This is a genomic window from Pseudoalteromonas sp. AS71 (assembly GCF_038900275.1).
In the GTDB taxonomy this organism is placed as follows: Bacteria; Pseudomonadota; Gammaproteobacteria; order Enterobacterales; family Alteromonadaceae; genus Pseudoalteromonas.
Map to the genome: position 1 here is coordinate 58480 of NZ_JBBMQZ010000007.1, position 25187 is coordinate 83666.

Below are 25187 nucleotides of genomic sequence, written 5' to 3' on the forward strand. Positions count from 1 at the left end.
TTTACTTGATTATTTCGGCTTTGCTTAGCCACACTCTAAGTAAATACACACAGACAACTAGCACAATTGGAGAATACCCGTGAATAAAACAACGATCGCCTCTATTGTATCTTTATGCCTTGCACAGGGCGCTTATGCAGCAGAAGAAGCTGCACCAGATACAGCAAAAAAAGCTAACAACGTTGAGCGTATTATCGTCTCTGGTACCAGTAAAGGGCGTGTTATTTCAGACACTCCTCAATCAGTAACATCTATTAGCGAAGACGAGCTGGTAAAGCTGTCTTCAAGTAGCCAAGCGGATGTGCTTCGCTATATTCCGGGTATTAAAGTAGAAGGCGGTGGCGGTGAAGTCGCTACTAACCTACAAGTTAGAGGACTACCTTCATCGGGTCAGTTTCAGTTTACGCCGCTGTCTTATGATGGTTCACCTAGTTTGAGTGTTTTTGGTTTGAACTCATCAGCGTTTGATGTGTATTACCGTAATGATTTGGGTATTGAGCGCGTAGAGTTTGTGCGTGGTGGGGTATCTAATTTATTTGGTCAAGGTTCTGTGGCCGGCATTATTAACTATATTTCTAAAACGGGCAGTGACGATCCGCAAAGTACCGTACAAATGGAGCTTTCTGATCAAGGACGTACTCGCTTAGATTTTGCAACGAGCGGTCCACTTAACGAAGATGGCTTATATTACGCGCTTTCTGGTTTTTACCGCTACGACGAGGGTCCTTTAGATACAGGCCTTGAGACGAAAGGTACACAGTTGCGTGGTAATATTCGTAAAGAATTTGATGATGGCTCTGGCTCATTTACTGTTTACGGACAGTACATTGACGACCAAGCGCAGTTTTACTTACCTATTCCACTTGATGGCGACAGCCGCGAGCGCTTAATTGGTAACGATGGTCGTGAAGTTGAGTCACTGCAAACGGCGCAAGTATCTAACTTAACGTACGATACAGCAAATGGTCGTTACGAATCGCCAATCAGCGATGGTGTCGTTACTAAAGGTGGCTCTATTTCAGTGGTGTTTGAAAAAGAACTCGCTAACGATTTTGCCATTAATATGCGCAGTAAATACGCTAAGTACCAACACGAATTTAATCTATTTTTAGACGGCGACGGTATTATTAATGTACCTGAAAGCCAAGACGACTTTTTAGCTAACCGGGGGCTAGGTGATGCAAGCGGTGCTGAGTTTTCTTATGTTAATTCAGGTGTCGCACTTGCAAGTGATGACTTACTATTTGCTAACCGCATTTTAGACCGCGACCGCCCAGCTGAAGACTTTTCTGCAGAATTTAATATCATCAAAAGTATTTTTGTAGGTGATTTTAGCCATGATATTACAGTCGGCACATTTTTCTCTCACAGTGAAGCCGACGACGACAACGTTATCACAACTTACTTAGGTGAGTTTAATAACAACCCTCGCTTAATCGACTTAACGTATACCGATGTTAATGGCGACGAGGTTCAGTACACTCAAAATGGTATTAGTGGCCCAGGTATTTCTTATACTAACCAAACCATTAGCGCTACCCGCCGAGCACTGTACGTAGCGGATCAAATGGAAAGTGACGATTGGATTTTTGACTTTGGTGTTCGCTACGAAGAAATTGAAGGCAAAATTAGCCGCGAAGGCAGCCAAGTTGTACAAATAAATAACTACCCATCACTTGCATCTAACTTACAAGTAAACACTACGGGCAGTGGTGTAATGACTTACGGCGAAGTCGACACGTCTGAATTTGCTGTATCGGGGGCGGCGTTATATCGCTTAACAGATAATTTAAATGTATATGCTAATGCATCGCGCGGGTTTTTCTTCCCTGAAATTAGGGGGATTCAGTTTAATGATTTAGGCGAACCAGCTAGTTACGAGGCTGAAATTGTAGAGCAGGGCGAATTAGGTGTTAAGTTTTTTGATAACGACTTTAGCGGTAGTGTTGCTTTATTTAGAACAGACTTAAAAGATAGACGCAGCGTAGACTTTGTAAACGATGGTAACGGTGGCGTACTAGAGCTGCCAGTAATGCAGTCAACTAAAGCAACGGGTGTTGAGCTTACAGGTCGTTACGATATTACCGATGAGTGGGCTGTTGATGCCAACATGACCTATACCGATCACGAATTTACAGAATTTGATTCAGACCCCTCTATTATTGGTAACGAGTTACGTCGTAAACCAAAAATACTATTCAATACATCTATAAGCTATACCACAGATGACTGGGATGCTTCTATCTATCATAACTTTACAGGTAAAAACTTTGCTAACGATGCAAACTCTGTAGAGCTCGATTCATTCCACTTATTTAGATTTGATGCAGGTTATAACTGGCAAGTTGCACCAGAGCAAACAGTACGCTTAAGCGTTGGGGTATTTAACCTGTTTGATTCTGACGGTGTTACTGAAGGTTCGCCACGTTTAGGTAATAGCCAAACGGCAGATAATCCATACTTTGTAGGTCGCCCGATTCTCCCACGACGCGTTACTTTAAGAGTTAAATACGACTTTTAAATAAATGCTTTATGCCTATTAACTCACTTTTGGGTTAATAGGCTTTTTGCATTGTGATGCATTTTTCAGCTAAGTTAGTTACAGGTTTACCTTTTTGACTAGGCTCGTTTATTAAAAAGGTAAGGGCAGGTAGCCGTTTAGTATTTTAATTTTGAAAAGGCGCAGTGTTTTCATATTGTGAATACGCGAATTAATTATGAATATATTAGATTTTTCAATAGTTGCTCTTTATCTTGGTGCCTTATTGGTAATGGGATTTATGCTACGCGAACAAACCAATAAAAATGATTACTTTTTAGGGGGTAAAAGCTTAGGTTGGAAGCCTTTAGCTTTGTCGGTAATGGCCACTCAACTTTCGGCTATTAGCTTTATTTCGGCTCCTGCATTTGTTGGTTTGCGTGAAGGTGGTGGTATGCAATGGCTCTCGTATGAGCTGGGTGTTCCGCTGGCGATGATTTTAATTTTAGCGACTATTTTACCCAAGCTTTATAAAAGCGGCATTGTCAGTATTTACGATTATTTAGAAATGCGCTTTGGGCGCTCGACCCGTGTACTTATTAGCGTGGTGTTTCAATTTAGCCGTGCGTTTGCCACCGGCATTATGATTTACGCGGTATCGCTTATTCTACAAGGCACCATGGGAATAGAAGCATGGCAGGCCATTGTACTAACGGGTGTTATAACCGTTTTATATTCACTACAAGGTGGGATGAAAGCGGTAGTGTACGGTGATGCGATTCAAATGATCATCATTGTACTAGGTACTATTGCTTGTATCGGATTTGGGCTTTATCACTTAGGTGGCGTTGATACCTTTATTGCCAATGTTGATTCGAGCCGATTAGAAGCGATTAAGTTTGATTCATTTGGTTTTAGCGGTGATGGCTTTGGCTTTTTACCGATGATTTTTGGTGGTGTGGTACTTTACGCCTCTTACTACGGGTGTGACCAAACTCAAGCGCAACGTGCGCTCAGTGCAAAGAATCCTAAAAATCTACGCTACATGATTTTAGCCAACGGCGTAGTGCGTTTTCCTATTACTATTTTATATTGCGTGTCGGGTTTAATTGTTGGCACACTGGCAATGAGTAACCCTGAATTTTTAGCAAAAATTCCAGCAGATAACCCCGATTGGATGATGCCTATATTTATTTTAGATTACTTGCCGCACGGCTTAATTGGTTTGTTAGTTGTCGCTATTTTGTCGGCAGCGATGTCATCACTTAGCTCTGCAATTAATTCACTTTCGGCCGTAAGTATTGAAGACTACAGGCGTATTTCTAATAAAGAGTTAGACCAACCAGCGTATTTAAAACTGGCTAAATACTTAGGCTTAGCATGGGGCGCAATTACCTTAGTGTTATCACTTTTTGCCGGTGACATAGCCCCAACTATTATTGAAGCTATTAACAAAGTCGGCTCGTTATTTTATGGCCCAATACTCGCCGTATTTTTAATTGCTGTGCTAAGTAAACGCAGTGCTGCACTACATGCCAATATTGGCTTAATTAGTGGTGTATTAATTAACCTGTTGGTGTCGGTATTTGCACCTGATATTTTCTGGTTCTGGTGGAACTTTATAGGCTTTGTCAGCGCCGCTGTGATTATTTATGTCACGAGTCGTTTAATCCCACGAGAAGTGAACGAAGTCACAAAAGTACAAAATGCCGAGACAATATCAAACTCAATTTTAACTGGCAAAGATATTGTTATGCTACTTAGCATGTTTATTGTGATGATATTAATTTGTTTAGCTATTCCTTCAATTTTTTCGTGAGCTGTGACTAATGGATTCTAAAAAATCGTTTTTAATTGATTTATTTACCACTGCGGTAAATGCCTGTAAACCCAGCGCTTGCATGAGTAAGTATTTAGAAAACATAGATGCAAGCAAAGGCTTGTGTGTAGTAGGGGCGGGTAAAGCCGCCGCTGAAATGGCCGCCGAAGTTAATCGCTTTTATGGTGATAAATGCTTTGGCGCAGTGGTAACGCGTTATGGCTACGAAAGTAGCGGCGATACTGGGCGAATTAAAGTGCTTAGTGCGAACCACCCAACACCAGATGATAATAGCTTGGCTGCTGGCAAAGAGTTATTGGAGCTTGTAAAAAATAATCCGGCTGATATTCCTATTTTGTTTATTATTTCGGGGGGCGGTTCGTCGTTGATGTGCCTACCTGTTGATGATGTGCCTTTTTCACAAAAGCAAAAGCTTAATCAGTTTTTACTTAGAAGTGGTGCAAGCGTTGATGAAATAAATGTAGTACGTAAGCAGTTGTCACTTGTTAAAGGCGGTAAGCTAGCGCAGGCTGCTAAGTCGGATTACGTTACGCTTATTATTTCAGATGTAGTAGGGGATAAACCAAGTGATATAGCGTCTGGTCCTACTATTAGCGATGGCAGTACTAAAGCTGATGCACTGGCTATTTTACAAAAGTACAATTGGCCGGTAATTGCAGAGGTTGAAGCACATTTATTAAAACCTGAGCAAGAACGAGCTGCCGATACCATAGGTGGGCACTTTATTGTTGCAAACGCGCAGCATGCTATTGATAGCGCTATAAGTATTGCACAGCATGAAGGCTGGGAAACCCAGGTACTAGGGTATGATATTCAAGGCGAGGCTAAAGAAGTTGCAAAGCAACATGCGGCTATCGCTCTTGAGCAAAAAGCCCAAGGCAAGCGCATTATGTTGTTCTCAGGCGGCGAGCTTACAGTAACCGTTGCTGATGTTTATGGCGATGGCGGGCCCAATCAAGAATACTTAATGGCGTTGGCTGAGGCGCTTAATGGCGAAGCGGGTATTTACGCACTTGCTTGTGATACCGATGGTGTAGATGGTAGTAAAGATGTAGCGGGTGCTTACATAAATAGCACAACGGTTACACGGGCACAAAGCGCAGGAGAGAGCCTTCAAGCGCAATTAGAAGGACATAATAGCCATCAGTTTTTTAAAGCAATTGATGATTTAATTATTACTGGGCCAACTAACACAAATGTGAATGATTTTAGAGTGATAGTGATTGAGTAGGCGCAGTTTGCCCACTTGTTCTTTATAATGGTTTCACGTAATCTTGTGCTCCAATTTTGTTAGGGTTAATACCTATGTTTTCGTTAAACAACAGTAACTTATTACGCTCTGGTTTTGAGCTTGGAAAAGGCGAAAAGCTTTTTCAAGATATTGAGCGCGATATTATAAAAGTGGTGTTTTGGGAAAAGTGCGTAACTCAAAGTCATATTGTGAGCGCAACTCGTATTCCACAGCAAACTGTGTCGCGTTTACTTAAGTCGTTAACCCAGCACGGTGTAATTGTACAAAGCGATACGCTTATTCCTAATAAAAAAGGTAAGCCGGGGTTTGGCATTGCCCTTAACCCCGATTACGGATTTACCTTTGGCTTAGCTATTTTGCTTGATGCCATTTCGATTGCTGTAATGGATTTTACGGGAAAGGTTGTGTACACCCATATGCAGCTAATGTCGGATATGAGCATTAATAATGTGCTTAAGTGTGCACAAAAGCTGGTGGAAGAAATAAGCGCTGAGCGTGACATTCCAAGTGAAAAAGTACTAGGAATGGGCGTGGGTATCTCTGGCTTTTTTAGCTCAATGGATGGGAAAATGAATACCCACCATATGCTAGAAGAGTGGTCGCAGGTTGATATTATCGATATTGTGTCGCAGCATTTTCAGCTCCCTACTTGGGTTGTTAACGATGCTACAGGCGCAGCTGCAGGCGAGGGTGTTGCAGGTATTGGTCGTGAGTACAAAAACTTTGTTTATATGTTTGTATCGGCCGCATTTGGTGGCGGTATTGTAAATAATGGCGACGTACTGCGCGGTACATACGGAAACGCAGGTGAGCTTGGCGACATGCTACCGCCTAAATTATATGCGCACCCTAATCTTGAATTACTAAAACGTATTTTGAAAAAAAATGGCGTAGCGGTTACTTCTATTTACGACCTGCATGACAACTTTGACCCCGATTGGCCTGGCGTTGAAGAGTGGCTGTTTAAAGTTCAAGACTCATTTGATTTAGTGGCAACCTGTTGCTCTGCATTATTAGATGCTGAAGCGATTATTATTGGTGGCCATATTCCAAAAGAGTTGGCTGAAAAAGTTATTGCACGAACTGAGGTTTATGCACAATTTAGACGTGGCGCTAAACGCCCTATGCCAAAGCTGGTGGTTTCTAATATTGATAATTTTCCGGTATCAATTGGCGCAGCCACATTGCCATTTAGAGAATTGTGTTTGTAGCTTAATACCAATCCGCAATAATACTTAATCATTTTGCGGGGCTAAACGTGTCGTTACCTGCGTTAAAAAAATCTCATTTAGAACAACTGAATAGCGAGTTTTTTGCCTAGCTATCAACACGTTTTTCCAGCCTCAAAATAGCTCACTTAATTAAACGAATTGGTATAAGTAATAGAAACTTTAAAATAAAAAAGCCGATATTGTTTATGCTATATCGGCTTTTTTAGTGTTGTTTATACCAATTACATTAGTATCATTCCTTTAGAAATGCCTCGCCTTGTGTCATCCACTTTGCAGCTGGTTTGCCTTTTAAGTAATGATCAAAGTACTGCATCATACGCACTGAAAAATCGACCTGATTAGGAAACTTTTTCAAGTGGTGTGGTTCACCTTCGTATTGTAAAAATGTAGCGTCTTTTCCTGCACGGCGTAGTGCTAAATAATACTGCACGCTTTCATGCCAAGGCACTGCATCATCTTTGTCGCCAGACATTATTAAGATAGGCGTATTAACTTTGTCTGCAAAAAATACTGGTGAGTTTTCTATGTACAGCTCTGGTGCTTCAAATAAGTTTTTGCCAATACGGCTTTGCCCTGTTTCGTATTGAAACTGACGAGCAAGGCCCGATTTTAAACGTATGCCACTGTAAGCACTTGTCATGTTTGATACTGGCGCGCCAGATACAACCGCTTTAAACATATCTGTTTGGGTTATCATAAACGCACTTTGATAACCTGCCCAAGAGTGACCTTGTAAACCTATTTTATCTGGGTCGGCTATGCCTAAATCTATTAATTTTTGGGTGGCGTTTATCATGGTTTGCGTTGACGATTTACCAGGGTGACCTATTTCAAAGCGAATATCAGGTAAAAATACCGCATAGCCGTTTGAGGTAAACATAGGAAAGTTAGGGCGATGGTTTAATTCCATTTTTGGAAAATCAAACATACGCTGGCTCATGTAACGATAAAAATACACAACCACAGGTACTTTATCGCCTTTTTTATAGCCCGCTGGTTTTATTAGTACGCCTTGTAAATCTTCGCCATCAAAGCCTTTATAGCTTATTAGTTCTGGCTTTTCTCCCCAGGAAAAATTACTAATTTGTGGGTTTAGGGTGGTCACTTGTTTTGGTGCGCTAAAGCTAAAATCAGTTTGGTAGTAATCAGGAAATTGGCTATAAGTTTGCGAGGTGAACAAGTACTTGTCAGCCTTTTTGGCTTTTTTAACTACATCAAAGCGTTTATTACCGCTAAGCACGTTAGTTATTGTGTTTGTAGCTAAGTCGAGCTTTGCAACTTCGCTTTGTTTAGTTTGCAAGTTAATAGCAGAGACAAGTAATGTATCGCCTTTTTTAAACCCCACTTGGGTTTTATTAAGCTTAATAACACGGTACTGCGTATTGCTTTGCTTACCATTAGTTAGGCGTTTAGCTTGCTGCGTTTTTACGTCAAATGCCCAAATATCGTATTTACTATAAGCAAGCACTTGGCTGCTGTCGGTCATCCAACCAGCAAAACCATAACCAGGTTGAGTAGATGGGTAGTCGTGTTTATCATCAGCAAAGGTTGCCTGAATCGCTTTTGTAAGCGGTGTTACTTTATTGTTTTTTAAATCTTTTAGCTGTATTTGGCTGTCGCTAAAATAAGCCGCAAACTCACCACTAGGGGCAAGGCTCGGTCTAAACGGATAGTTACTAATAATTGGAGTTTGTTTACCGGTGTTTATATTTACTGCAAAGTAATCAGCAAAAAAACCGCCGTACATTATTTTTTCTAGGTAGGGGATGTTAGATGAACCAAGTAAAGATACATCTCGCTGAGGGTTTAGTGCAACCTCAGGCATATTAGTGGTACTTAGCTGTACCACTTTTTGCGAGTTAACGTGATACACCGCACTGTAATGGCGATTTTTATTAACTTCGTTCCATTGCTGCTCTTCACGCGGTTTTATTTGCGCATCGTTGTTGTGCCATACATCTAAACCTTTATGTTCACGTATGGTATCAAAGTCGTACAATGAGGCTTCATCAGTATATTCTTTAGCCTTAACTTTAGCAGCAAGCTTTGGATGGTTTTCAAAATATAAACGCTCGCCATTTTCTGACCATTCAAGGGTGGCTGTTTTCCCTAACGTCCATGCTTTATTCGGTGAATCTATAGTTGCAAGCTTCTCGTTTTTATATAGCTGTAAAGTGTAGCTACGACGGCGCGTGTCATCATTTACATAGTTACCCAATGTAAACGCTGCAATATTGTCAGTTGGGTGCCACGCTATTTTATTTGCGATTACGCCTGGTTCATCAATTAATACACTGTTATTAAAGTCACTTAGCTCAATTAACGCTATTTGGTTGTTATTGCCATCGCTGTAACTTTGGCTCACTAATAGTTGGCTGCTAGCTGAGTTAATAGCGTAGCTAAATACGTTTTCTATTGTATGGGTGCGTTTATCAGATAAATTTACGATAACAAGCGCATAGCTCTTATCTTTTTTATCGGGCGTGATAGCGTTATCTTCTTCGTTTTTAGTGCTATCGGTTTTATCTTCTACTTTTACGTCATCGTCTTTTTTATTTAAACGATAAGCAAGCCACATACCGTCATCAGATAATCTGTATTCTTTTACATCAGCAAAGCTTTGTTGGGCACCTGATTGTGTGTTTACGAGTATCAAGTTATTTTTAAGGGTGTCTTTTTTCTTAGTTGTTTCTTTTTCAAGTAAGGTAGGTACTTGTGTAAAAGCGACCCAGTTAGCGGTTTTGTTAATATGAGGCTTAATGCCGCGCTCTACTTCTGCGATGAGTGTATTGCTTTGTAGTGAGTAAACTTGGCCCGTTGCATTTCCACGATACGGCGTTGCACTAAAAGAGAGTACTTGACCATTGTCAGATAGTTGCGTGCTTTTAGCTGATTTAAAACTAAATATGTCTTTAAATTGTAGTGATTCTTTGGCGTGTATGCCGGTGCTAGTTAAGCTGGCAACGAGTGCCGTGCTTAATAAGGTGAGTTTTGTTTTCATTATTGATTCTCGTATTATGACATTGTTTCATTGTAGCGAGTTTGGTTCATAATTCGAGCGGATCAGATAAATGGCAGCTACATACGACAAAACGACCCGTAGGTCGTTTTTTAGTATTCAATTTATTAATTTAGCAAAAAATTACAGCCAAATTTTTTGTAGCTCAAACCACTGTTTTTCAAATTGAACACTTGGTTTTGCTTTAAAGTCGCTACGTACAAACTGATTCATTTTGCCTTCAACGTAGGCGAGTAAAAAGTTTGCAAGTGTAAGCTCATCACTTTGAAAGTTTTTACCTTCACGTAATTTACGCTCACGAAGTACTTGTTTAAACTGAGTTTCTAGTTTTTCAAACAAGGTTTGTACACGTTCTCGCAAACGTTCTTGCTCACCTTGCAGAGCATCACCCGTTAAAATACGAGTAATACCTGGGTTTTTTTCAGCAAAGGTTAGAAGTAATAATAGAATGTTATAAATGCGCGTTTGGCTTTCTTTTTCGTTTTCAATAATAATATTTATACGAGATAAAAGGGTATCTTCAATAAACTCAATTAAGCCCTCAAACATACGCGCTTTGCTCGGAAAGTGACGGTATAGCGCGGCTTCAGACACACCCACCTCAGCAGCTAGTTTTGCTGTAGTGATGCGTTGGCCTAAATTAGTTTCTAACATTTGTGCGAGTGCTTGCAGTATTTGCTCTTTGCGATTACTTCTTTTTGTCGCAGGCATGAACATTCCTTTTTATTAGTTATTCTTAGTGGCGCAGTTAAGAACCCTAGTCATTTTTTGTTCAAATGAATGGCGTATGTTAATGTTTTATTCAGTTTGTTTCCAGCCTTTTATAGATGTTTGGCCAGCTGTTCGATCACCTTGCGAGCTATTTCTATTTTACTTGTTGTTGGTAATTCAAGTTGTTCGTTATGCCAGTATAGTGTTAAAGCATTATGATCGGAATTAAACCCTAAGCCACTTTTTGATACGTCATTAGCGCAAATCATATCTAGATTTTTATTTTTTAGTTTACCTTTCGCATAGCTTTCTACATTTTGAGTTTCGGCGGCAAACCCCACAGTATAAGGACGGTTTTGTTTAAGGTTGGCAATAGCTGCAATTACGTCAGGGTTTTTAGTTAAAGTAAGAGTGAGTTCGTCGCCTTGCTTTTTCATTTTTTGAGTCGCAATTTCTGCCGCTCGATAATCTGCTACAGCGGCGCAGCCAATAAATGCATCTGACTGTGGTGCATAAATTAATGATTCATTTAGTAACTGCTCAGCGCTTTCAATATTTATTAAATTTACGCCAAGAGGCGCTTTAATCGTAACAGGACCCGAAATTAAATTAACCGTAGCACCGAGTTGCAAAGCGGCCTCTGCCAGTGCATAACCCATTTTTCCTGAACTGTGATTTGATATAAAACGTACCGGATCGAGAGGCTCACGCGTTGGGCCTGCTGTTATTGTAATTGTTTTTCCTGCAAGTAATTGCGGTTGCTCTTTTGCTGTACATAGCGCAACTAGCTCATGTGGCTCTAACATGCGCCCAGCGCCTACATCGCCACATGCTTGCTCACCTTTACCAGGGCCCCAAATAAGTACGTTGCGAGCTTTTAATGTGGTCAAATTGGCTTGTGTCGCTGAGTGTGCATACATTTGCTGGTTCATGGCAGGTGCAACTGCGACTTTTGCAGGTGTTGCTAGTAGTAACGTTGTTAGTAAGTCGTCAGCAATGCCGGCTGCCATTTTAGCAATAATATTACACGTTGCTGGGGCGACTAAAATTAAGTCAGCCCATTTTGCAAATTCAATATGTCCCATTGAAGCTTCAGCAGAAGGGTCAAGTAACGAGTCTGAGACAGTTTCGCCACTAACGGCTTGCATAGTTAAAGGGGTAATAAAGTGCTTAGCTGATTCAGTCATAACTACTTTTACTTCACAACCAGCGTCTTTTAATCGCCTAACGAGCTCTGCACATTTATAAGCTGCAATGCCGCCGGTAATACCTAGTACAATTTTTTTGTTTGTTAAGTTAGTCATGGTTATTCATCAGTCTTATTAAATATTGCGCTTAAAATAACAAATCTTTACCCGTACAGCGAAGTTTTTTAATTCGAAATAACAGGCTAAATTTTAAATTTGCATTACATTTATAAGACACTTTCGCCTCTCAAGGATGAACAATGCAACTTACTTCACTACCAAACTCACTTCGACCTCGTGAAAAGCTCATCGCGAAAGGGGCTAAAGCGCTCAGTGACGCAGAGCTTCTTGCTATATTTTTACGAACAGGGTTGCCAGGAATGAATGTAATTGAGTTGGCTCAGCATTTATTAAACGAAAATAAAACACTGCATAATTTGTTTAATGCCAGTATAGAAGAGTTTTGCTCTCAAAAGGGGTTAGGAACTGCTAAATATGTACAGTTACAAGCGGTGTTAGAGCTAAGCCAACGTTATATGCAGGAGCGTTGCCAACGAGATGCGGTGTTTAATTCGCCAAACTCAGTTTACGATTACCTGACCATTCAAATGCGAGGCTTGCAGCAAGAAGTATTTATGGTGTTATACCTAGATAGTCAAAATAGATTAGTAAAAGACGAAATACTTTTTTATGGCACAATTAATTCTGCCAGTGTTTATCCGCGTGAAGTGGTAAAGGCTGCCCTTAAAAATAATGCAGCAGCTGTTATTTTTGCGCATAATCACCCAAGTGGTATTGCAGAACCGAGCCAAGCAGACAAACTTATTACTAATAAATTGCAGCAAGCACTGCAATTGGTCGACATAAGTGTGCTCGATCACATCATTGTTGGTGGAGAAACGTGTGTTTCGTTTGCTGAGCGAGGCCTGATTTAGCTTTGTTAGATACAGAAGTGTGTTAAAAATGAGCTGTTTAACGTGTTTTGGCAAATTAGTTTAATTTAAATGCAGTTTTTACTTTCCCTAAGGGCATTCGATCTTTATAATTAGCCGCTATCAAATTTACATATATGAGCTGATTGGATAGATCAGTGTTTGATCTTTGCCTGTAAAAGCTGTATAAAGAGCGCCCTTCGATTTATCTCTAGGGCGGAAATACACGGCCTTAGATTAAATTAAGCTCGAGCGAAGTTATTGGAGATATATAGACATGTCTAAAGTATGTCAAGTTACAGGTAAGCGTCCTGCGGTTGGTAATCACCGTTCACACGCGAGAAACGCGACTAGACGTCGTTTCCTACCTAACCTACAAACACACCGTTTTTGGGTTGAAAGTGAAAAACGTTTTGTAACATTACGCACTACTACTAAAGGTATGCGTATTATCGATAAAAAAGGCATCGACACGGTTCTTACAGAAATCCGTGCTCGCGGCGTTAAAGTTTAAGGATCTGAATCATGCGCGATAAAATCCGTTTAGTTTCAACTGCCGGTACTGGTTTTTTCTACACTACTGACAAAAACAAACGTAACATGCCTGAGAAGATGGAAATCAAAAAGTTTGATCCAAAGATTCGTAAACATGTTCTTTTTAAAGAAGCTAAAATTAAGTAATTTTAGTTCTTTTAGAATTTAAAAACCCAGCTTAGGCTGGGTTTTTTGTTTTTTAAAATATGATTAGTGAATTGATATAAAAAAACCTCGTTGGCATAACCAACAAGGCTTTTAAATCAATAAATGAAAGCACTATTAGATTTTTGTGAATGCATCTTGTAGTGGTGGTACTACTTGCTTTTTACGGCTCAGTACACCATCTAACCATACTTTATCATTTTCTGGTTTTACACCGTAAGCCTGCTCAACTAAGTTTGCATCGTCAGATACAATTAGCATTTCTGAGCCTTCTTTCATTATATCGGTAAGCAGTAAAAATACAGAGTGGCGGTTGCCCTCAACTTTTAGCTTAGCAATATCGGCTGCAAGGTCTGCTTTAATATCGTCAAAAACAGCAAGGTCGATTACTTCTAGTTGGCCAATGCCTACTAGGTTACCGTTCATGTTGAAATCTTTAAAGTCACGCATTACTAGATCACGTGCAGGTGTGTCTTCAACCGCAGATTTAACGCGGAACATATCCATACCTAGTTCTTTAAAGTCATCGATACCTGCAATTTCAGCTAGCGCTTCAACACATTTAATATCGGCAGTGGTACATGTTGGTGATTTAAATATGACTGTGTCGCTTAAAATTGCACACATCATAATACCCGCGATATCCTTAGGGATTTCTACGCTGTAGAAGTCGTACATCATTTTAATAATGGTGTTTGAACAACCAACAGGACGAATCCAACATTCAAGCGGAGTAGATGATGTTAAGTCACCTAATTTATGGTGATCTACCACGCCAACAACGCGAGCTTGGTCGATATCATCAGGTGCTTGTGTTTTTTCTGTGTGATCTACAATATACACATCTTCACCCGCGTAGCTTAATTTAAGCTCTGGTGCTTCGAAGCCAAATTTATCAAGGATAAATTGAGTTTCAGGTGAAATTTCACCAAGACGAGTTGGAATTGCAGGCTCATCAATTTGGTTTTTTAAATAAGCCAGTGCAATTGCACCACAAATAGAATCTGAATCTGGGATTTTATGGCCCACTACATACATAGACATTGACGGAACTCCTTTAAATTTGCCGATATTCTAACAAAGTCTGCGGCCTTTAACATATAGACAGCGCAATTAAGTTTTAGTTACACTTTAAAATCTTGAATTTACTAGGTGTATTTATATGCGACTGGGCCGTAAAGGTTGGAACAACGTTATAATATTTTCGATGTTGATTATGATCTTCTTTTTGAATGGCTGGCATAAGCAATTTTTGGGAGGTGATGATAAGCCAGCGTTACAAGCTGTACTCCCCGAACAAAGTTTTGTACTCACACTGCAATTTGTTGATCAAAAAATTGAGCGAATAGGAACAAGCTGGCGTACAACCCCACTACAAAAAGACATACCGCTTGTGTGGCAAGCATCTGAGCAGCAGCTTAGTGATTTAATTAATCAGTGGCAAAGCGCGCAGTTAATGGGTGTTAACGAATCGGTTGTTTTTAATCCTAATGCACCTTTATATGTTGCTACATTTGAGCTGGCTGGCGAGAGTTTACCTTGGGTTTATTTGCTTTATAAAGGCGATGGGCAATATTACTTACTCGAAAAGAGTAGCCAACGAATACTCGCACTCGATTTAAAAACTGCACAGCAGTTATTTCCTAGTTTTAATTTTTCACAAAGTGAGTCTAATTAATGCCTGAATTACCAGAGGTAGAAGTGAGCCGAATGGGCATCACTCCCCACGTACAAAACCAAGTTGTTACAAAGGTAAATATTTACAATGCCAGTATGCGCTGGCCAGTGCCAGATGACGTGTATCAACTTGAAGGGCTAATTGTTACTAGTATTGAACGACGAGCTAAATACTTACTTTTACACTGTGAGCTTGGAAGCACTATTTTACATTTGGGTATGTCAGGTAATTTACGTGTTGTAGATAAAAGTGAGCCGCTTAAAAAGCATGACCATGTAGAGTTTATTTTTGGCAACGGTAAAGCACTGCGCTTAAACGATCCTCGTCGCTTTGGTTGCTGCTTATGGCAAGAGCCTGGTGAAGTGCATAAGCTACTCTCTAAGCTTGGTCCTGAGCCGCTTACTGATGACTTTTTTGCTAAACGCGTGTACGAACAATCGCGCAATAAAAAAGTACCCGTAAAGCAATTTATTATGGATAACGCAGTGGTGGTTGGTGTTGGTAATATTTACGCGAATGAATCGTTATTTAAAGCGGGTATACATCCCAAGCGAGAAGCGGGAAAAGTATCGCTCAAACGTTATCAAGCACTTATCCCTATTATAAAAGACACGCTTGCTGCGGCCATTATGCAAGGTGGTACAACGCTTAAAGACTTTGCACAAAGCGATGGTAAGCCAGGGTATTTTGCTCAAGAGTTATTAGTATATGGGCGCAAAGGCAAGCCATGTATGACGTGTGAAAACGAATTGGAAGAAATTAGATTAGGGCAACGCAGTACTATTTTTTGCTCAAATTGCCAAAAGTAGTTATCTAGTTATCTAGTTATTTGAGTATTCAGTTATTTGAATTTTATCGATTCTAAATTTAATGAGATTTAAGGGCCAGCTTTAAAAGCAGGCCCTTTATTTTAAAGCTCAAACGGTGCTACACCGACCGCTTTCATTTTATATCCTACCTGCGCGATTTCGCCCGACCATGTTTCTGTACTTATTATTCCGGTTACAACGATTGCGTCGTACAAGCTATCTATAGGCACGCCACCTTTAATCGTTACATGGACTATTTGATTTGGCGGTGGTGGTGGTACGTGTATACAGGCACCAAAGTAAGGCACGAGTAAAAACTCAGTAATGACTTCGCTATCGCCTTCTAATGGCACAACAAAACCTGGCAAACTCACCGATTGGCCATCAAGTGCCTTTACCACAGGAGCATCTAAATCGGGTTGCACCCAATTTTGATCGCTACCTTCGTGATTAGCTTGTGCTTGAGTGTCTATTTGCACGTGGTTTTTAGGGATTAAGTCTTCCCAAAAAATTTCTTTTGGTGGATTGGCATAGCTCGCTACGCTTATAAATAATAAGTTAATAGCAGCAATGTACTGAAAAACTGTTTTAAAAAATGTCATAAAATACCTAAAAATTATGCTTTTATACTCATACCATCGCTGAGTGAATAAAAATAAGCGCGAGTAGCGGGTATTAAGCCAATAATAAAACCTGCGGCCATAATAACCCCGATTAAGCCCAGTTCATAGTAAGAGAGCATTGTGATATTTACGCTTATACCTGCATGACTTTGTAAGTAACCGCCGGCTGAAAAAATAGCTAAATAGTAAAGCGCACTACCTACTAGGCAACCAAGTAAAGTTGTCAGTAATGACTCAATACTTATAAGTGTAAATAAATGCCAAGGGCGAGCACCTACCGAACGTAATATAGCAAGTTCTCGACGTCGCTGACTCAGGTTTGCAAGCAATGTCGTTAGCATGCCAAGTAGGCTAATTAACACGACAACAGCTGAAAATAGCAAAAGTATTTTTTCTACTATGGCGAGCATTTCCCATAACTCTTTAAGTGTTACGGTTGGCATAATCCCAAGCAAGGCTTCTGGCTTATATTGATTTATATTGCGCCTAATTTGTAGTGTGTACAAAGGCGAATTAAATCCCATTAAAAATGCTGTAATTTGCTTTGGATGCCCAACTAGGTTGTTATGTTCGTCATGCTCATGCTCATGCACAAGGCTAGCTTTACCGCCGTGAATTAAATCGATTGCAGCCAAAGGAATATGCAACGTTTTATCAACAGGCGTGCCTGTAGGGTTTAAAACACCGACGACTTTAAATGGGTTATCGTCATGATGATGAAAGCTTGTGTTCCCCATGCCGTGCGATATAACAATAGAGTCGTTAAGTTTATAACCTAATTTATTTGCGACTTCACTACCTAGCACCACTTCGTTAATTGCGGCAAAAGGACGGCCTTTGTTAAAGGTTAAATTTTGTTTTTTCGCAAAGCGATAATGGCTAAAGTAATCAAGTGTTGTGCCTAGTACCGCTTGGCCTTTATGGCTGTCGCCTAGGCTTATAGGTATACTCCATTTTACGCCTCGCTGACTTGTTATGTATTCGTAACTTTTCCAACTTACGCCGTTATTAGTATGGCCAATTCTAAATACTGACGAAAGCAGCAACTGTATATCGCCGGTACGCGCACCAACAATTAAATCAGTGCCCGAAATAGTATTACTAAAACTACTTTTAGCATCAATTCGTACACGCTCAATACTTAAAAGTAGCATTACACTAATTGCGATAGTGAATAATGTAAGCAGTACACTTGCGCGGCGATTTAATAAGCTTTTGTAAGCAAGTTTAGCGATGATCATACCTGCTCCTGCAAATTTATAAGGTCAATGGAGCGGTCAAATAAAGGCTTAAGTGTTTCATCGTGGCTCACAAACACCAATGTACTATTAGATAACTTTGCTTGCTCAAACAGTAACTTTATAAAGCTCTCACGATTGTTAGTGTCCAGTGCGGATGTGGGTTCATCAGCAATTATTAGTTCAGGGCTGCCTATGAATGCGCGAGCGGCTGCAACTCGCTGTTGTTGTCCAATACTAAGCTCTGCTACGTTTTTATTGTGGTACTGCGCAGTAAGCCCTAAAGCATTTAATAACCGTATCGCTTCATTTTGTAAGGCAGCGCTTTTATTTGATGATTGCTTTAATATTTTTTGTTTTCGGATTTTTGAAAACTCACACCCAAGCGTTATATTTTCAATAGGTGATAAATAAGGGAGCAAGTTAAAATTTTGAAAAATATAGCCAATGTGATCCGCTCTAAACGCATCACGGGTAGTATTGCTTAGCGTACTGAGGTTTTTATTTAAAATTAACACTTCACCGCTAGTGACAGTGTTAATACCAGCAAGAATCGCTAATAGTGTAGATTTACCAGAGCCACTAGGGCCATACAAAAAAATACGCTCGCCTTTTTCAATAACTAGCTCTTTTATGTTGAGCGTGGGAGAGCTATCGCTTTTATGCCACTTAAAAGTAACATTTTTTAGGTTTATCATTATTTGGTTACCAACCCCAATAGTTTAGATCTTTACGCATTTTTAGTTGTCTTATTATATTTAGTGGTTTGGATTTTAGTTTATCGCTACTTTGTAAAAATTCATTAGCTGCATTTAATACGCGCTGGCTAGATTGACCATCGGTATATGGATGAAGTTCCTGGCAATAGCTTTCAATACTTTGCATTAAATCACTAGGTTTAGTAAGCGCATGTTCAATAGCTGCTTCTACTTCATCAGCATCGGTAATATCAAGTAAATGAGGAAGTGGTTTTTGATTGCAAAATGTTACTACCGGTTTACGTAGTAGTAAAAACATTAAAAGAACTGACGAAGTATCGCACAGCATAACATCGGCAGCTTGCAGTAACGGCAAGACGTTATCGGTTTCAATAAATGTTAGGTTTTCGCTACTCAACGCTTTGTATTTATTAACCCATTCGGTAGGCATTTTAGGATGAAATTGCATCAAAATACGCCACTTACCTTGTTTACTAAAATGTTTTATTTGCTCATATAATTTAGGAGCAAGTGACAGCTTTCGTGAGAAAGTAGAGCATATAAGTAAAGTAGGGCGAGAGTCGTCACTTACATAAGGATTATTTGAAGTATTGCTAAAAAGTGGATCGAGCGTTGGCCAGCCAGTTTCAGTTACTTTAAAGAAACCATGCTGCTTAGCTAGCTCTTTAAATCGGGTTGTTGTATTTGGACCTTGCGTACAATATAAATCGTAACAACCACGAATAGTAAAATGCCCACGATTACCTTCAGAGCTGCGCTTTTCAGAGTTAAAACCATGAAATACAGCTACTTTTTTACCCGGAATAAAGCTCGGTACTATATTGCCCGGTATAAATGTAATGTTTGGAGACCAGCTCTTAACATCTTTTATGGTATGTAAACGCTGCTCGTTTGTGGTTAAAAAATCGGGGTTTACTTCGCTACCAGCTAAAAACCAGCGTACTTCACCACCATATGCCAATATTTGCGCCTGCAAAGGTCTCAAGATAGCGTATGAATAATTTTGAGAGATATACATCAAGTATTTTTTATTTTTAGTGGCAGTTAAGTAGTTCAAGCTATCTCCTCAGGCTGGTTAGCACATTAAGTTTACCCCATTGCGACTTGCTTATAAATATATGCCTTTATTTGTTTTAAGCATCCGATTGAGCTTTGAGGTTGGCTAGATTATTATACAGCCCATATAACCCCATATCATAAGCATCCCTAACCCCGGAGATAGCATGACTAGCTATAAAGTTTTAGACGTAAACGATGATTTACCCATTCGTACCAAAGGTGAAGTACACAGCGGTAAAGTTCGTTCAGTTTATTGGTTAACTGATGAAGACAGCGCACGATTAATTAAAGACAAAGGCTACCAAGTACCGACAGGTACTGAGCTTGCGATTATGGTTATTTCAGACCGAATTTCTGCATTTGATTGCATTTGGCAAGGCGAAAATGGTTTAAATGGCGTACCAGGTAAAGGTATAGCGTTAAACTCAGTGGCAGCCCATTGGTTTAAGTTATTTGATAAAGCAGGCCTTGCGGGTAATCATATTGTTGATATTCCACATCCGTATGTGTGGATTGTACGCAAAGCTAGTACAGTAAAAGTAGAGGCAATTGCTCGCCAATATATTACGGGTAGCATGTGGCGTGACTACGCTAAAGGCATACGTAACTTTTGTGGTATTGACTTGCCTGAAGGCTTAAAAGCGAACCAAAAGCTTGATAACGTTTTAATTACGCCATCAACAAAAGGTATTATTAAAGGTGTTGCTGATATTCCGCCAGTTGATGATGTAAATATTACTCGCGCTAACATTACTAATAACTTAGACGTATTTAACTTTAAATCGGCAGATGATGTAACCAAATACGAAAAGCTGTTAGTGGAAGGTTTTAAATTAATTAGTGATGAACTAGCGAAGCTTGGCCAAATTTTTGTAGATACTAAATTTGAGTTTGGTTATGTAGAGGATTTAAATGGCGCGCAACAACTTATATATATTGATGAAGTAGGCACGCCTGACTCGTCACGCATTTGGGATGAAGCTGCATACAAAAACGGTAAAATTGTTGAAAATTCTAAAGAGGGTTTTCGACAATTGCTTATTAATAATGTGCCAGAGAGTGACGTATTATTAAATAAAGATCGCATGAGTGAGCGTGAGCAATTAGCTAAAGATTATATTTTACCAGAATCAGTAATGCTTGAAGTGTCAAACACCTATGTTGGTATAGCGAGCAAAATTGTAGGCAGAGATATTGTGATCCCTAAAGATCCTCGCCAAGAAGTAATTACTATTTTAGATAACGATTACGGATTAATTGTTAAATAGCAGCACTTAAGTGCTAACAAAGCCAGTAACTAAGTCTTTATTTTTAGTTACTGGGCTATAATTCTTGCAATTAGTGCTCGTCTCTAATTAACTTAACCTAACATTAATATTTAGGTGTTGTTATGTTTGAGCGGGCATTGCAAAAGTTTGCTAAAAGTCATTACTTTTTAGCTATAGGTTTGTTTTTTAGTCAGTTTGCTTTAAGTGCGAATATTGAATTAGTAATAGAGGATCAACACGGCCAAAAGTTATCAGGTGCAGTGGTTGAGCTTAATATTGCTGACAAACAAGCCACACCATCAAATTTGCCCATTGCTATAATGGATCAAGTCCATAAGCAGTTTTTACCCGAATTATTAGTTGTACAACAGGGTCAAAAAGTTAACTTTCCTAACAGCGATAATATTCGCCATCATGTTTATTCTTTTTCACAAGCTAAGCCTTTTCAACTAAGATTATATTCAGGGCAACCAAAAGAGCCCATTACGTTTGAGCAACAAGGGGTTGTTGTTTTAGGGTGTAATATTCATGACTCTATGGTTGGCTATATCTATGTAGCGAGTAGTGAATCCGTATATAAAACAGATAAAAAAGGCTATGTTAGTTTGCCTATTAATACGCTGCCTGCACAAGTGAGTGTGTGGCACCCTTTACAAACAGCGCCATTGGAGAATAAAAAAATGATAACAATTAATTCTCAAAAACAGTTACAGATAACAGTAAACACATCGACCCCAGCACCTAGAAATACCTTTGGTAGTAAGTTTAAGGCTGGTAATGACTAATAGTTTACGAAATCGCATAACCATTTTATGTGTTGGCTTAGTGTTATTAACCACTATGGTCAGCTTGTTTAGTTTTTGGTGGTCTACGAGTAAGTTTCAAGAAGAAAAAGTAAATCAAGACATTACCGTAGCGCAAAATGTTTATAAGCAATATTTAAAATCAAAAGAAAGCCTACTACTAACCGCAGCAAAAGTACTCACCTCCGACTTTGGTTTTAAGCAAGCTGTAGCAACGCGGGATGCCGGGACAATAAGCAGTGTGTTGTTTAATCATAGTCAGCGTATTGATGCCGAATTAATGCTGTTACTTGATTTATCGGGTAGGCTAATTTCCGCCAATACTGACGAAGACGCTTTTGCACATAACTTAAAGCCGTTAATGGAAGAGCTTTTAAGTGCGCCAGAAGAGTCTAGTTTTGTGGTGCTAAATAACGAGCTTTACCAAATTATTTTATTACCCGTAAGAGCGCCACGTACAGTGGCCTATAGTTTGGTGGGCTTTAAAATTGACGACAATGTAGCGAATGAACTAAAAAGCTTAACGGGCATGGATGTAAGTTTTATAGGCAGTGCTGATGATATTGTTATTAGCTCATTAGCTAATCGCCCAGAGCCATTTGAACCCGTTAATTACTTTAATACAGTGACTACATCACGCTTTTTGGGGGAGTATTTAGTGTATCGTAATCGCGATATAAATTTACCATCCCTGCTAACTCACCCCATTATTATTTTACTAAGTGCCGATTTAACTCAAAGCTATAGCGACTTCGAAAAACTTCTTTTTACACTCATTATATTAGCTATTTTAACTATGTTTGTAGGTGTTATTACTAGCAGTTTATTTGCTAATAACTTAACGACACCGCTAACCCAGCTCGCTGTTATTGCAAGGCAATTTGCCCAAGGTAATTATACTTTTGAATTTAAAGGGCAAAAGCAAAGTACAGAAATAGCCACCTTAGTTGCCGCTTTCGATAGCATGGGTAACGATATCAATCAGCGTGAACAGCAAATTAGTTTTCAAGCCAGACACGATTCCCTAACAGGCTTTTATAATCGCTCGGCAATGCTTGAGGTGCTTGATGATGAGTTAGATTCATCAGCCGAGTACACGCTCGTTGCAATAGACATAAAAGGGCTTCGCCATATAAACGATAAGCTAGGTCCGCGTATTGGTGATGACTGCCTAAAGGCGGTTGCTTGCAGAATAAGTGAGTTTTCGGATGAGTTAGGGGGCTTCCATGCTCGTATTGGCGGCGATGAGTTTTTAACTGTGTTTCCGACTGCGGCAGCGCGCGAGCAAAAAAGCGGTATTGTAGGATTAATGGCTCAATTACAAGCTTGTTATACCATTCAAACACTCAAAATTAATTTACGTTTTAGTGCGGGTATTGTGCAGTATCCCACACAAGGTATTGCGAGTGATGACTTAATGCGCCGTGTACTGATTGCTGTTGAAAGTGCAGCCAACACACAAGAGAGCATACATTACTATCAAAACGGTGAAGACGAGGCGCACTTAGATCGCTTAATAATGCTTGATGAGCTAAAGCAGGCTATTTGTGATGACGACGGTCAACTATTTATGACCTACCAGCCTAAATTACATATAAAAACGCAAAAAATAGATAAAGTTGAGTCGCTTATTCGCTGGCAGCGAAAAGATGGTAGCTGGGTGAACCCAGAGCTGTTTATTGACTTAGCTGAGCAGTCGGGTCTTATTGTTGAACTTACTGGGTGGGTAGTTAATACGGTTGTAGCACAAGTAGCTGATTGGCAGTCTAAAAATATAAACTTACAGGCTGCAATAAATGTATCTGCACAAGATATAGCATTTGCGGGCTTTCATGCTGCATTAGTTCGTACGCTTAAAAAACACAAAGTAGATCCTAAGCTGATCACTATTGAGCTTACTGAGCGCGATATGATCGAAAACGAAGAGAAAGGCATTAAAGCGCTCGAAAACCTTAAGGCAATTGGCGTTAAAATATCATTAGATGATTATGGTGTAGGGCAAACATCACTTGGCCGATTAAAAATGCTGCCAATTGATGAGCTTAAGCTAGATAAGTGCTTTATTTTAAAGCTTGATGAATCGCAAAAAGATCAATTTATAGTGCAATCATCAATTACGTTGGGGCATCAGCTAGGTTTCTCGGTTGTAGCTGAGGGAGTTGAAACCCTCGGCTCATTAAATTTACTTAGAGGTATGCAGTGCGACCATGCACAAGGTTATTATTTAAGTAGGCCTTTAAAAGCAGAACTATTAGAAGAGTGGCTGGAGGAATACTATGAAAAAAATTAAATGCTTATTAGCAAGTTTGTTTTTAATAAGTAGTTTACCTAGCATTGCAAGTAATGGAAAACTGCTAGCTACGCCGGGTGTCTCTCAAATAGAGGGTAGCGGTGGCGGCGGCATTGTGCCTTGGGCGCAGCTTGCCGGATATGCCAGCGAGGATGAATTTTCTGTAAATGGTTTTTGTAGCCGTGCAGATGTAACTGATTACACACTCGATGTATGCGGTGCACAACTTAATTTATTTAATAGAATAGAGCTTAGCTATGCTCAGCAACGATTTGATGTACCCGCGCTTGATACCGAAATAGAGCAATCTATCACGGGTGCTAAAATTCGTTTATACGGTGATATAGTTTACAGCGATTGGCCACAATTAAGCTTAGGGATTCAGCATAAATCACTGGATGATGGCAGTGTTGCAACACTTGTAGGTGCACAAGACACTAGCGGCACTGACTACTACCTCGCTGCTAGTAAATTACATTTAGGGGCTATTGCTGGTTATAACTGGTTTTGGAACGTAACTACACGATACAGCGAAGCTAATCAACTTGGTTTACTTGGCTACGGTGGAGAAAATGGTAGCAGTAAAGTGCTATTTGAAGGCAGTACAGCTATATTTTTCAGTCGTGAAGTAGCCGTAGGTGTTGAGTATCGTCAAAAATCAAATAACTTAAACTTAGGCGAACAAGATTGGAAAGACTTATTTGTAGCATGGATGCCTAATAAGCACGTAAGTGTGACAGCGGCTTACCTTGATTTAGGAAGCATTGCAGGGACTGACGATCAAACAGGTTGGTATTTATCGGTAACAGGGTATTGGTAATGAAAAGCGTTGGTATTTTTATAGTATGCGTAGGATTGCTTTGTAGTTGTGCTAGCTCAACACAATTATCGCTTTATCAAAAGCTCGATGGTAAAGCGGGGATAGGCAGAATTGTTGATAGCTTTATCTATCAAATAGGTAATGACGAGCAGATAATTCATTACTTTGAACACAGCAATATAGCGTACTTTCGCCAAGGGTTTATTACTCATATGTGTATGTTAGTAGAAGGCCCATGTACATACGATGGCGACTCTATGGTAGCAATCCATACAGGTATGCATATTACAGAGAAAGACTTTAATCATGTGGTTGATTTACTTATAAATGCAATGAATGAGCAGAACATTAGCCATAGTTTGCAAAACGATATTCTCTCTAGAATGGCACCATTTCGTGGTGAAATTATAAAAATGTAGCCATAAAGGCTTTAAAGTAATTATTAAGTAAAGGGAACCTTGCTTTGATGTCATTGTCCACTTAGAATTATTTCATAAAAACAATAATTGGCAAATATAGCTTGTATGGC

The 25187-nt window shown here is 39.7% G+C and carries 22 protein-coding genes; 14 read left to right on the forward strand and 8 right to left on the reverse strand.

Annotation, left to right across the window (positions count from 1 at the left end; translation table 11 throughout):
- Window positions 1-79: 79 nt before the first annotated feature.
- The 4 genes from WNY98_RS07005 to WNY98_RS07020 all read left to right on the forward strand — a co-directional run bounded on the left by WNY98_RS07005 (window position 80) and on the right by WNY98_RS07020 (window position 6782).
- Window positions 80-2521: a TonB-dependent receptor gene (locus WNY98_RS07005; protein ID WP_342877491.1), complete on the forward strand. Its 2442-nt coding sequence runs from the start codon at window positions 80-82 to the stop codon at window positions 2519-2521.
- A gap of 196 nt (window positions 2522-2717) precedes the next feature.
- On the forward strand, window positions 2718-4298 hold the full coding sequence (locus WNY98_RS07010; RefSeq protein WP_342877492.1) for a sodium:solute symporter: 1581 nt from the start codon (window positions 2718-2720) through the stop codon (window positions 4296-4298).
- 10 nt (window positions 4299-4308) lie between these two features.
- Window positions 4309-5550, forward strand: coding sequence for a DUF4147 domain-containing protein (locus WNY98_RS07015; RefSeq protein ID WP_342877493.1), 1242 nt, complete (start codon window positions 4309-4311; stop codon window positions 5548-5550).
- Between the two features lie 74 nt (window positions 5551-5624).
- Window positions 5625-6782 carry an ROK family transcriptional regulator gene (locus WNY98_RS07020; RefSeq protein WP_024597710.1) on the forward strand — a complete coding sequence of 386 codons (1158 nt, stop codon included), beginning with the start codon at window positions 5625-5627 and terminating at the stop codon, window positions 6780-6782.
- A gap of 253 nt (window positions 6783-7035) precedes the next feature.
- Here the strand turns inward: WNY98_RS07020 and WNY98_RS07025 are convergent, their stop codons facing one another.
- The 3 genes from WNY98_RS07025 to coaBC all read right to left on the reverse strand — a co-directional run bounded on the left by WNY98_RS07025 (window position 7036) and on the right by coaBC (window position 11837).
- Entirely contained in the window at window positions 7036-9804 is a 2769-nt protein-coding gene (locus WNY98_RS07025; protein ID WP_342877494.1) for a prolyl oligopeptidase family serine peptidase, read from the reverse strand.
- A 141-nt stretch (window positions 9805-9945) separates the two neighbouring features.
- Entirely contained in the window at window positions 9946-10533 is a 588-nt protein-coding gene (gene slmA, locus WNY98_RS07030; RefSeq protein ID WP_342877495.1) for a nucleoid occlusion factor SlmA, read from the reverse strand.
- A 110-nt stretch (window positions 10534-10643) separates the two neighbouring features.
- On the reverse strand, window positions 10644-11837 hold the full coding sequence (coaBC, locus tag WNY98_RS07035) for a bifunctional phosphopantothenoylcysteine decarboxylase/phosphopantothenate--cysteine ligase CoaBC (RefSeq protein WP_342877496.1): 1194 nt from the start codon (window positions 11835-11837) through the stop codon (window positions 10644-10646).
- Between the two features lie 143 nt (window positions 11838-11980).
- On the opposite strand from coaBC, the gene radC reads away from it, so the two are divergent.
- From radC to rpmG, 3 genes are all read left to right on the forward strand, one after another.
- Window positions 11981-12655, forward strand: coding sequence for a DNA repair protein RadC (gene radC, locus WNY98_RS07040; protein ID WP_024598926.1), 675 nt, complete (start codon window positions 11981-11983; stop codon window positions 12653-12655).
- 274 nt (window positions 12656-12929) lie between these two features.
- The gene (gene rpmB / locus WNY98_RS07045; protein ID WP_004335549.1) at window positions 12930-13166 is read left to right on the forward strand and encodes a 50S ribosomal protein L28; all 237 of its coding nucleotides are present in this window, start codon (window positions 12930-12932) and stop codon (window positions 13164-13166) included.
- 11 nt (window positions 13167-13177) lie between these two features.
- Window positions 13178-13333 (forward strand): 50S ribosomal protein L33, encoded by a 156-nt coding sequence (rpmG, locus tag WNY98_RS07050; RefSeq protein WP_004335545.1) that lies wholly within the window; start codon window positions 13178-13180, stop codon window positions 13331-13333.
- Window positions 13334-13468: 135 nt separating this feature from the next.
- On the opposite strand, the gene WNY98_RS07055 is transcribed toward rpmG, so the two are convergent.
- On the reverse strand, window positions 13469-14395 hold the full coding sequence (locus WNY98_RS07055; protein ID WP_010553321.1) for a manganese-dependent inorganic pyrophosphatase: 927 nt from the start codon (window positions 14393-14395) through the stop codon (window positions 13469-13471).
- Between the two features lie 118 nt (window positions 14396-14513).
- Between WNY98_RS07055 and WNY98_RS07060 the strand changes: the two genes are divergently transcribed.
- Window positions 14514-15029 carry a hypothetical protein gene (locus tag WNY98_RS07060; protein ID WP_342877497.1) on the forward strand — a complete coding sequence of 172 codons (516 nt, stop codon included), beginning with the start codon at window positions 14514-14516 and terminating at the stop codon, window positions 15027-15029.
- A complete protein-coding gene (gene mutM, locus WNY98_RS07065; protein ID WP_007581941.1) occupies window positions 15029-15838 on the forward strand; it encodes a bifunctional DNA-formamidopyrimidine glycosylase/DNA-(apurinic or apyrimidinic site) lyase in 810 nt (269 codons plus the stop codon). The genes WNY98_RS07060 and mutM overlap by 1 nt, the downstream gene beginning before the upstream one ends.
- Window positions 15839-15939: 101 nt before the next feature.
- Here mutM and WNY98_RS07070 read toward each other — a convergent pair whose 3' ends face one another.
- The 4 genes from WNY98_RS07070 to WNY98_RS07085 are packed head-to-tail and all read right to left on the reverse strand — an operon-like array spanning window position 15940 to window position 19475.
- Window positions 15940-16440, reverse strand: a complete 501-nt coding sequence (locus WNY98_RS07070) for a DUF3299 domain-containing protein (protein WP_294123520.1) — start codon at window positions 16438-16440, stop codon at window positions 15940-15942.
- A gap of 14 nt (window positions 16441-16454) precedes the next feature.
- Window positions 16455-17702 carry an ABC transporter permease gene (locus WNY98_RS07075; protein WP_342877498.1) on the reverse strand — a complete coding sequence of 416 codons (1248 nt, stop codon included), beginning with the start codon at window positions 17700-17702 and terminating at the stop codon, window positions 16455-16457.
- Complete coding sequence (locus WNY98_RS07080) at window positions 17699-18397, reverse strand: ABC transporter ATP-binding protein (protein WP_342877499.1); 699 nt, start codon at window positions 18395-18397, stop codon at window positions 17699-17701. The genes WNY98_RS07075 and WNY98_RS07080 overlap by 4 nt, the downstream gene beginning before the upstream one ends.
- Window positions 18398-18404: 7 nt before the next feature.
- Window positions 18405-19475 (reverse strand): CDP-glycerol glycerophosphotransferase family protein, encoded by a 1071-nt coding sequence (locus tag WNY98_RS07085; RefSeq protein ID WP_083707583.1) that lies wholly within the window; start codon window positions 19473-19475, stop codon window positions 18405-18407.
- Between the two features lie 166 nt (window positions 19476-19641).
- On the opposite strand from WNY98_RS07085, the gene WNY98_RS07090 reads away from it, so the two are divergent.
- The 5 genes from WNY98_RS07090 to WNY98_RS07110 all read left to right on the forward strand — a co-directional run bounded on the left by WNY98_RS07090 (window position 19642) and on the right by WNY98_RS07110 (window position 25077).
- Window positions 19642-20745 (forward strand): phosphoribosylaminoimidazolesuccinocarboxamide synthase, encoded by a 1104-nt coding sequence (locus WNY98_RS07090; RefSeq protein ID WP_170072412.1) that lies wholly within the window; start codon window positions 19642-19644, stop codon window positions 20743-20745.
- A 122-nt stretch (window positions 20746-20867) separates the two neighbouring features.
- Entirely contained in the window at window positions 20868-21530 is a 663-nt protein-coding gene (locus WNY98_RS07095; RefSeq protein ID WP_007581955.1) for a methylamine utilization protein, read from the forward strand.
- Complete coding sequence (locus WNY98_RS07100; protein WP_342877500.1) at window positions 21523-23838, forward strand: EAL domain-containing protein; 2316 nt, start codon at window positions 21523-21525, stop codon at window positions 23836-23838. Before WNY98_RS07095 ends, WNY98_RS07100 begins: the two co-directional genes overlap by 8 nt.
- Window positions 23825-24658, forward strand: a complete 834-nt coding sequence (locus WNY98_RS07105; protein WP_342877501.1) for a DUF3034 family protein — start codon at window positions 23825-23827, stop codon at window positions 24656-24658. The genes WNY98_RS07100 and WNY98_RS07105 overlap by 14 nt, the downstream gene beginning before the upstream one ends.
- Window positions 24658-25077: a group 1 truncated hemoglobin gene (locus tag WNY98_RS07110; protein ID WP_342877502.1), complete on the forward strand. Its 420-nt coding sequence runs from the start codon at window positions 24658-24660 to the stop codon at window positions 25075-25077. Before WNY98_RS07105 ends, WNY98_RS07110 begins: the two co-directional genes overlap by 1 nt.
- The last annotated feature ends 110 nt before the right edge of the window (window positions 25078-25187 follow it).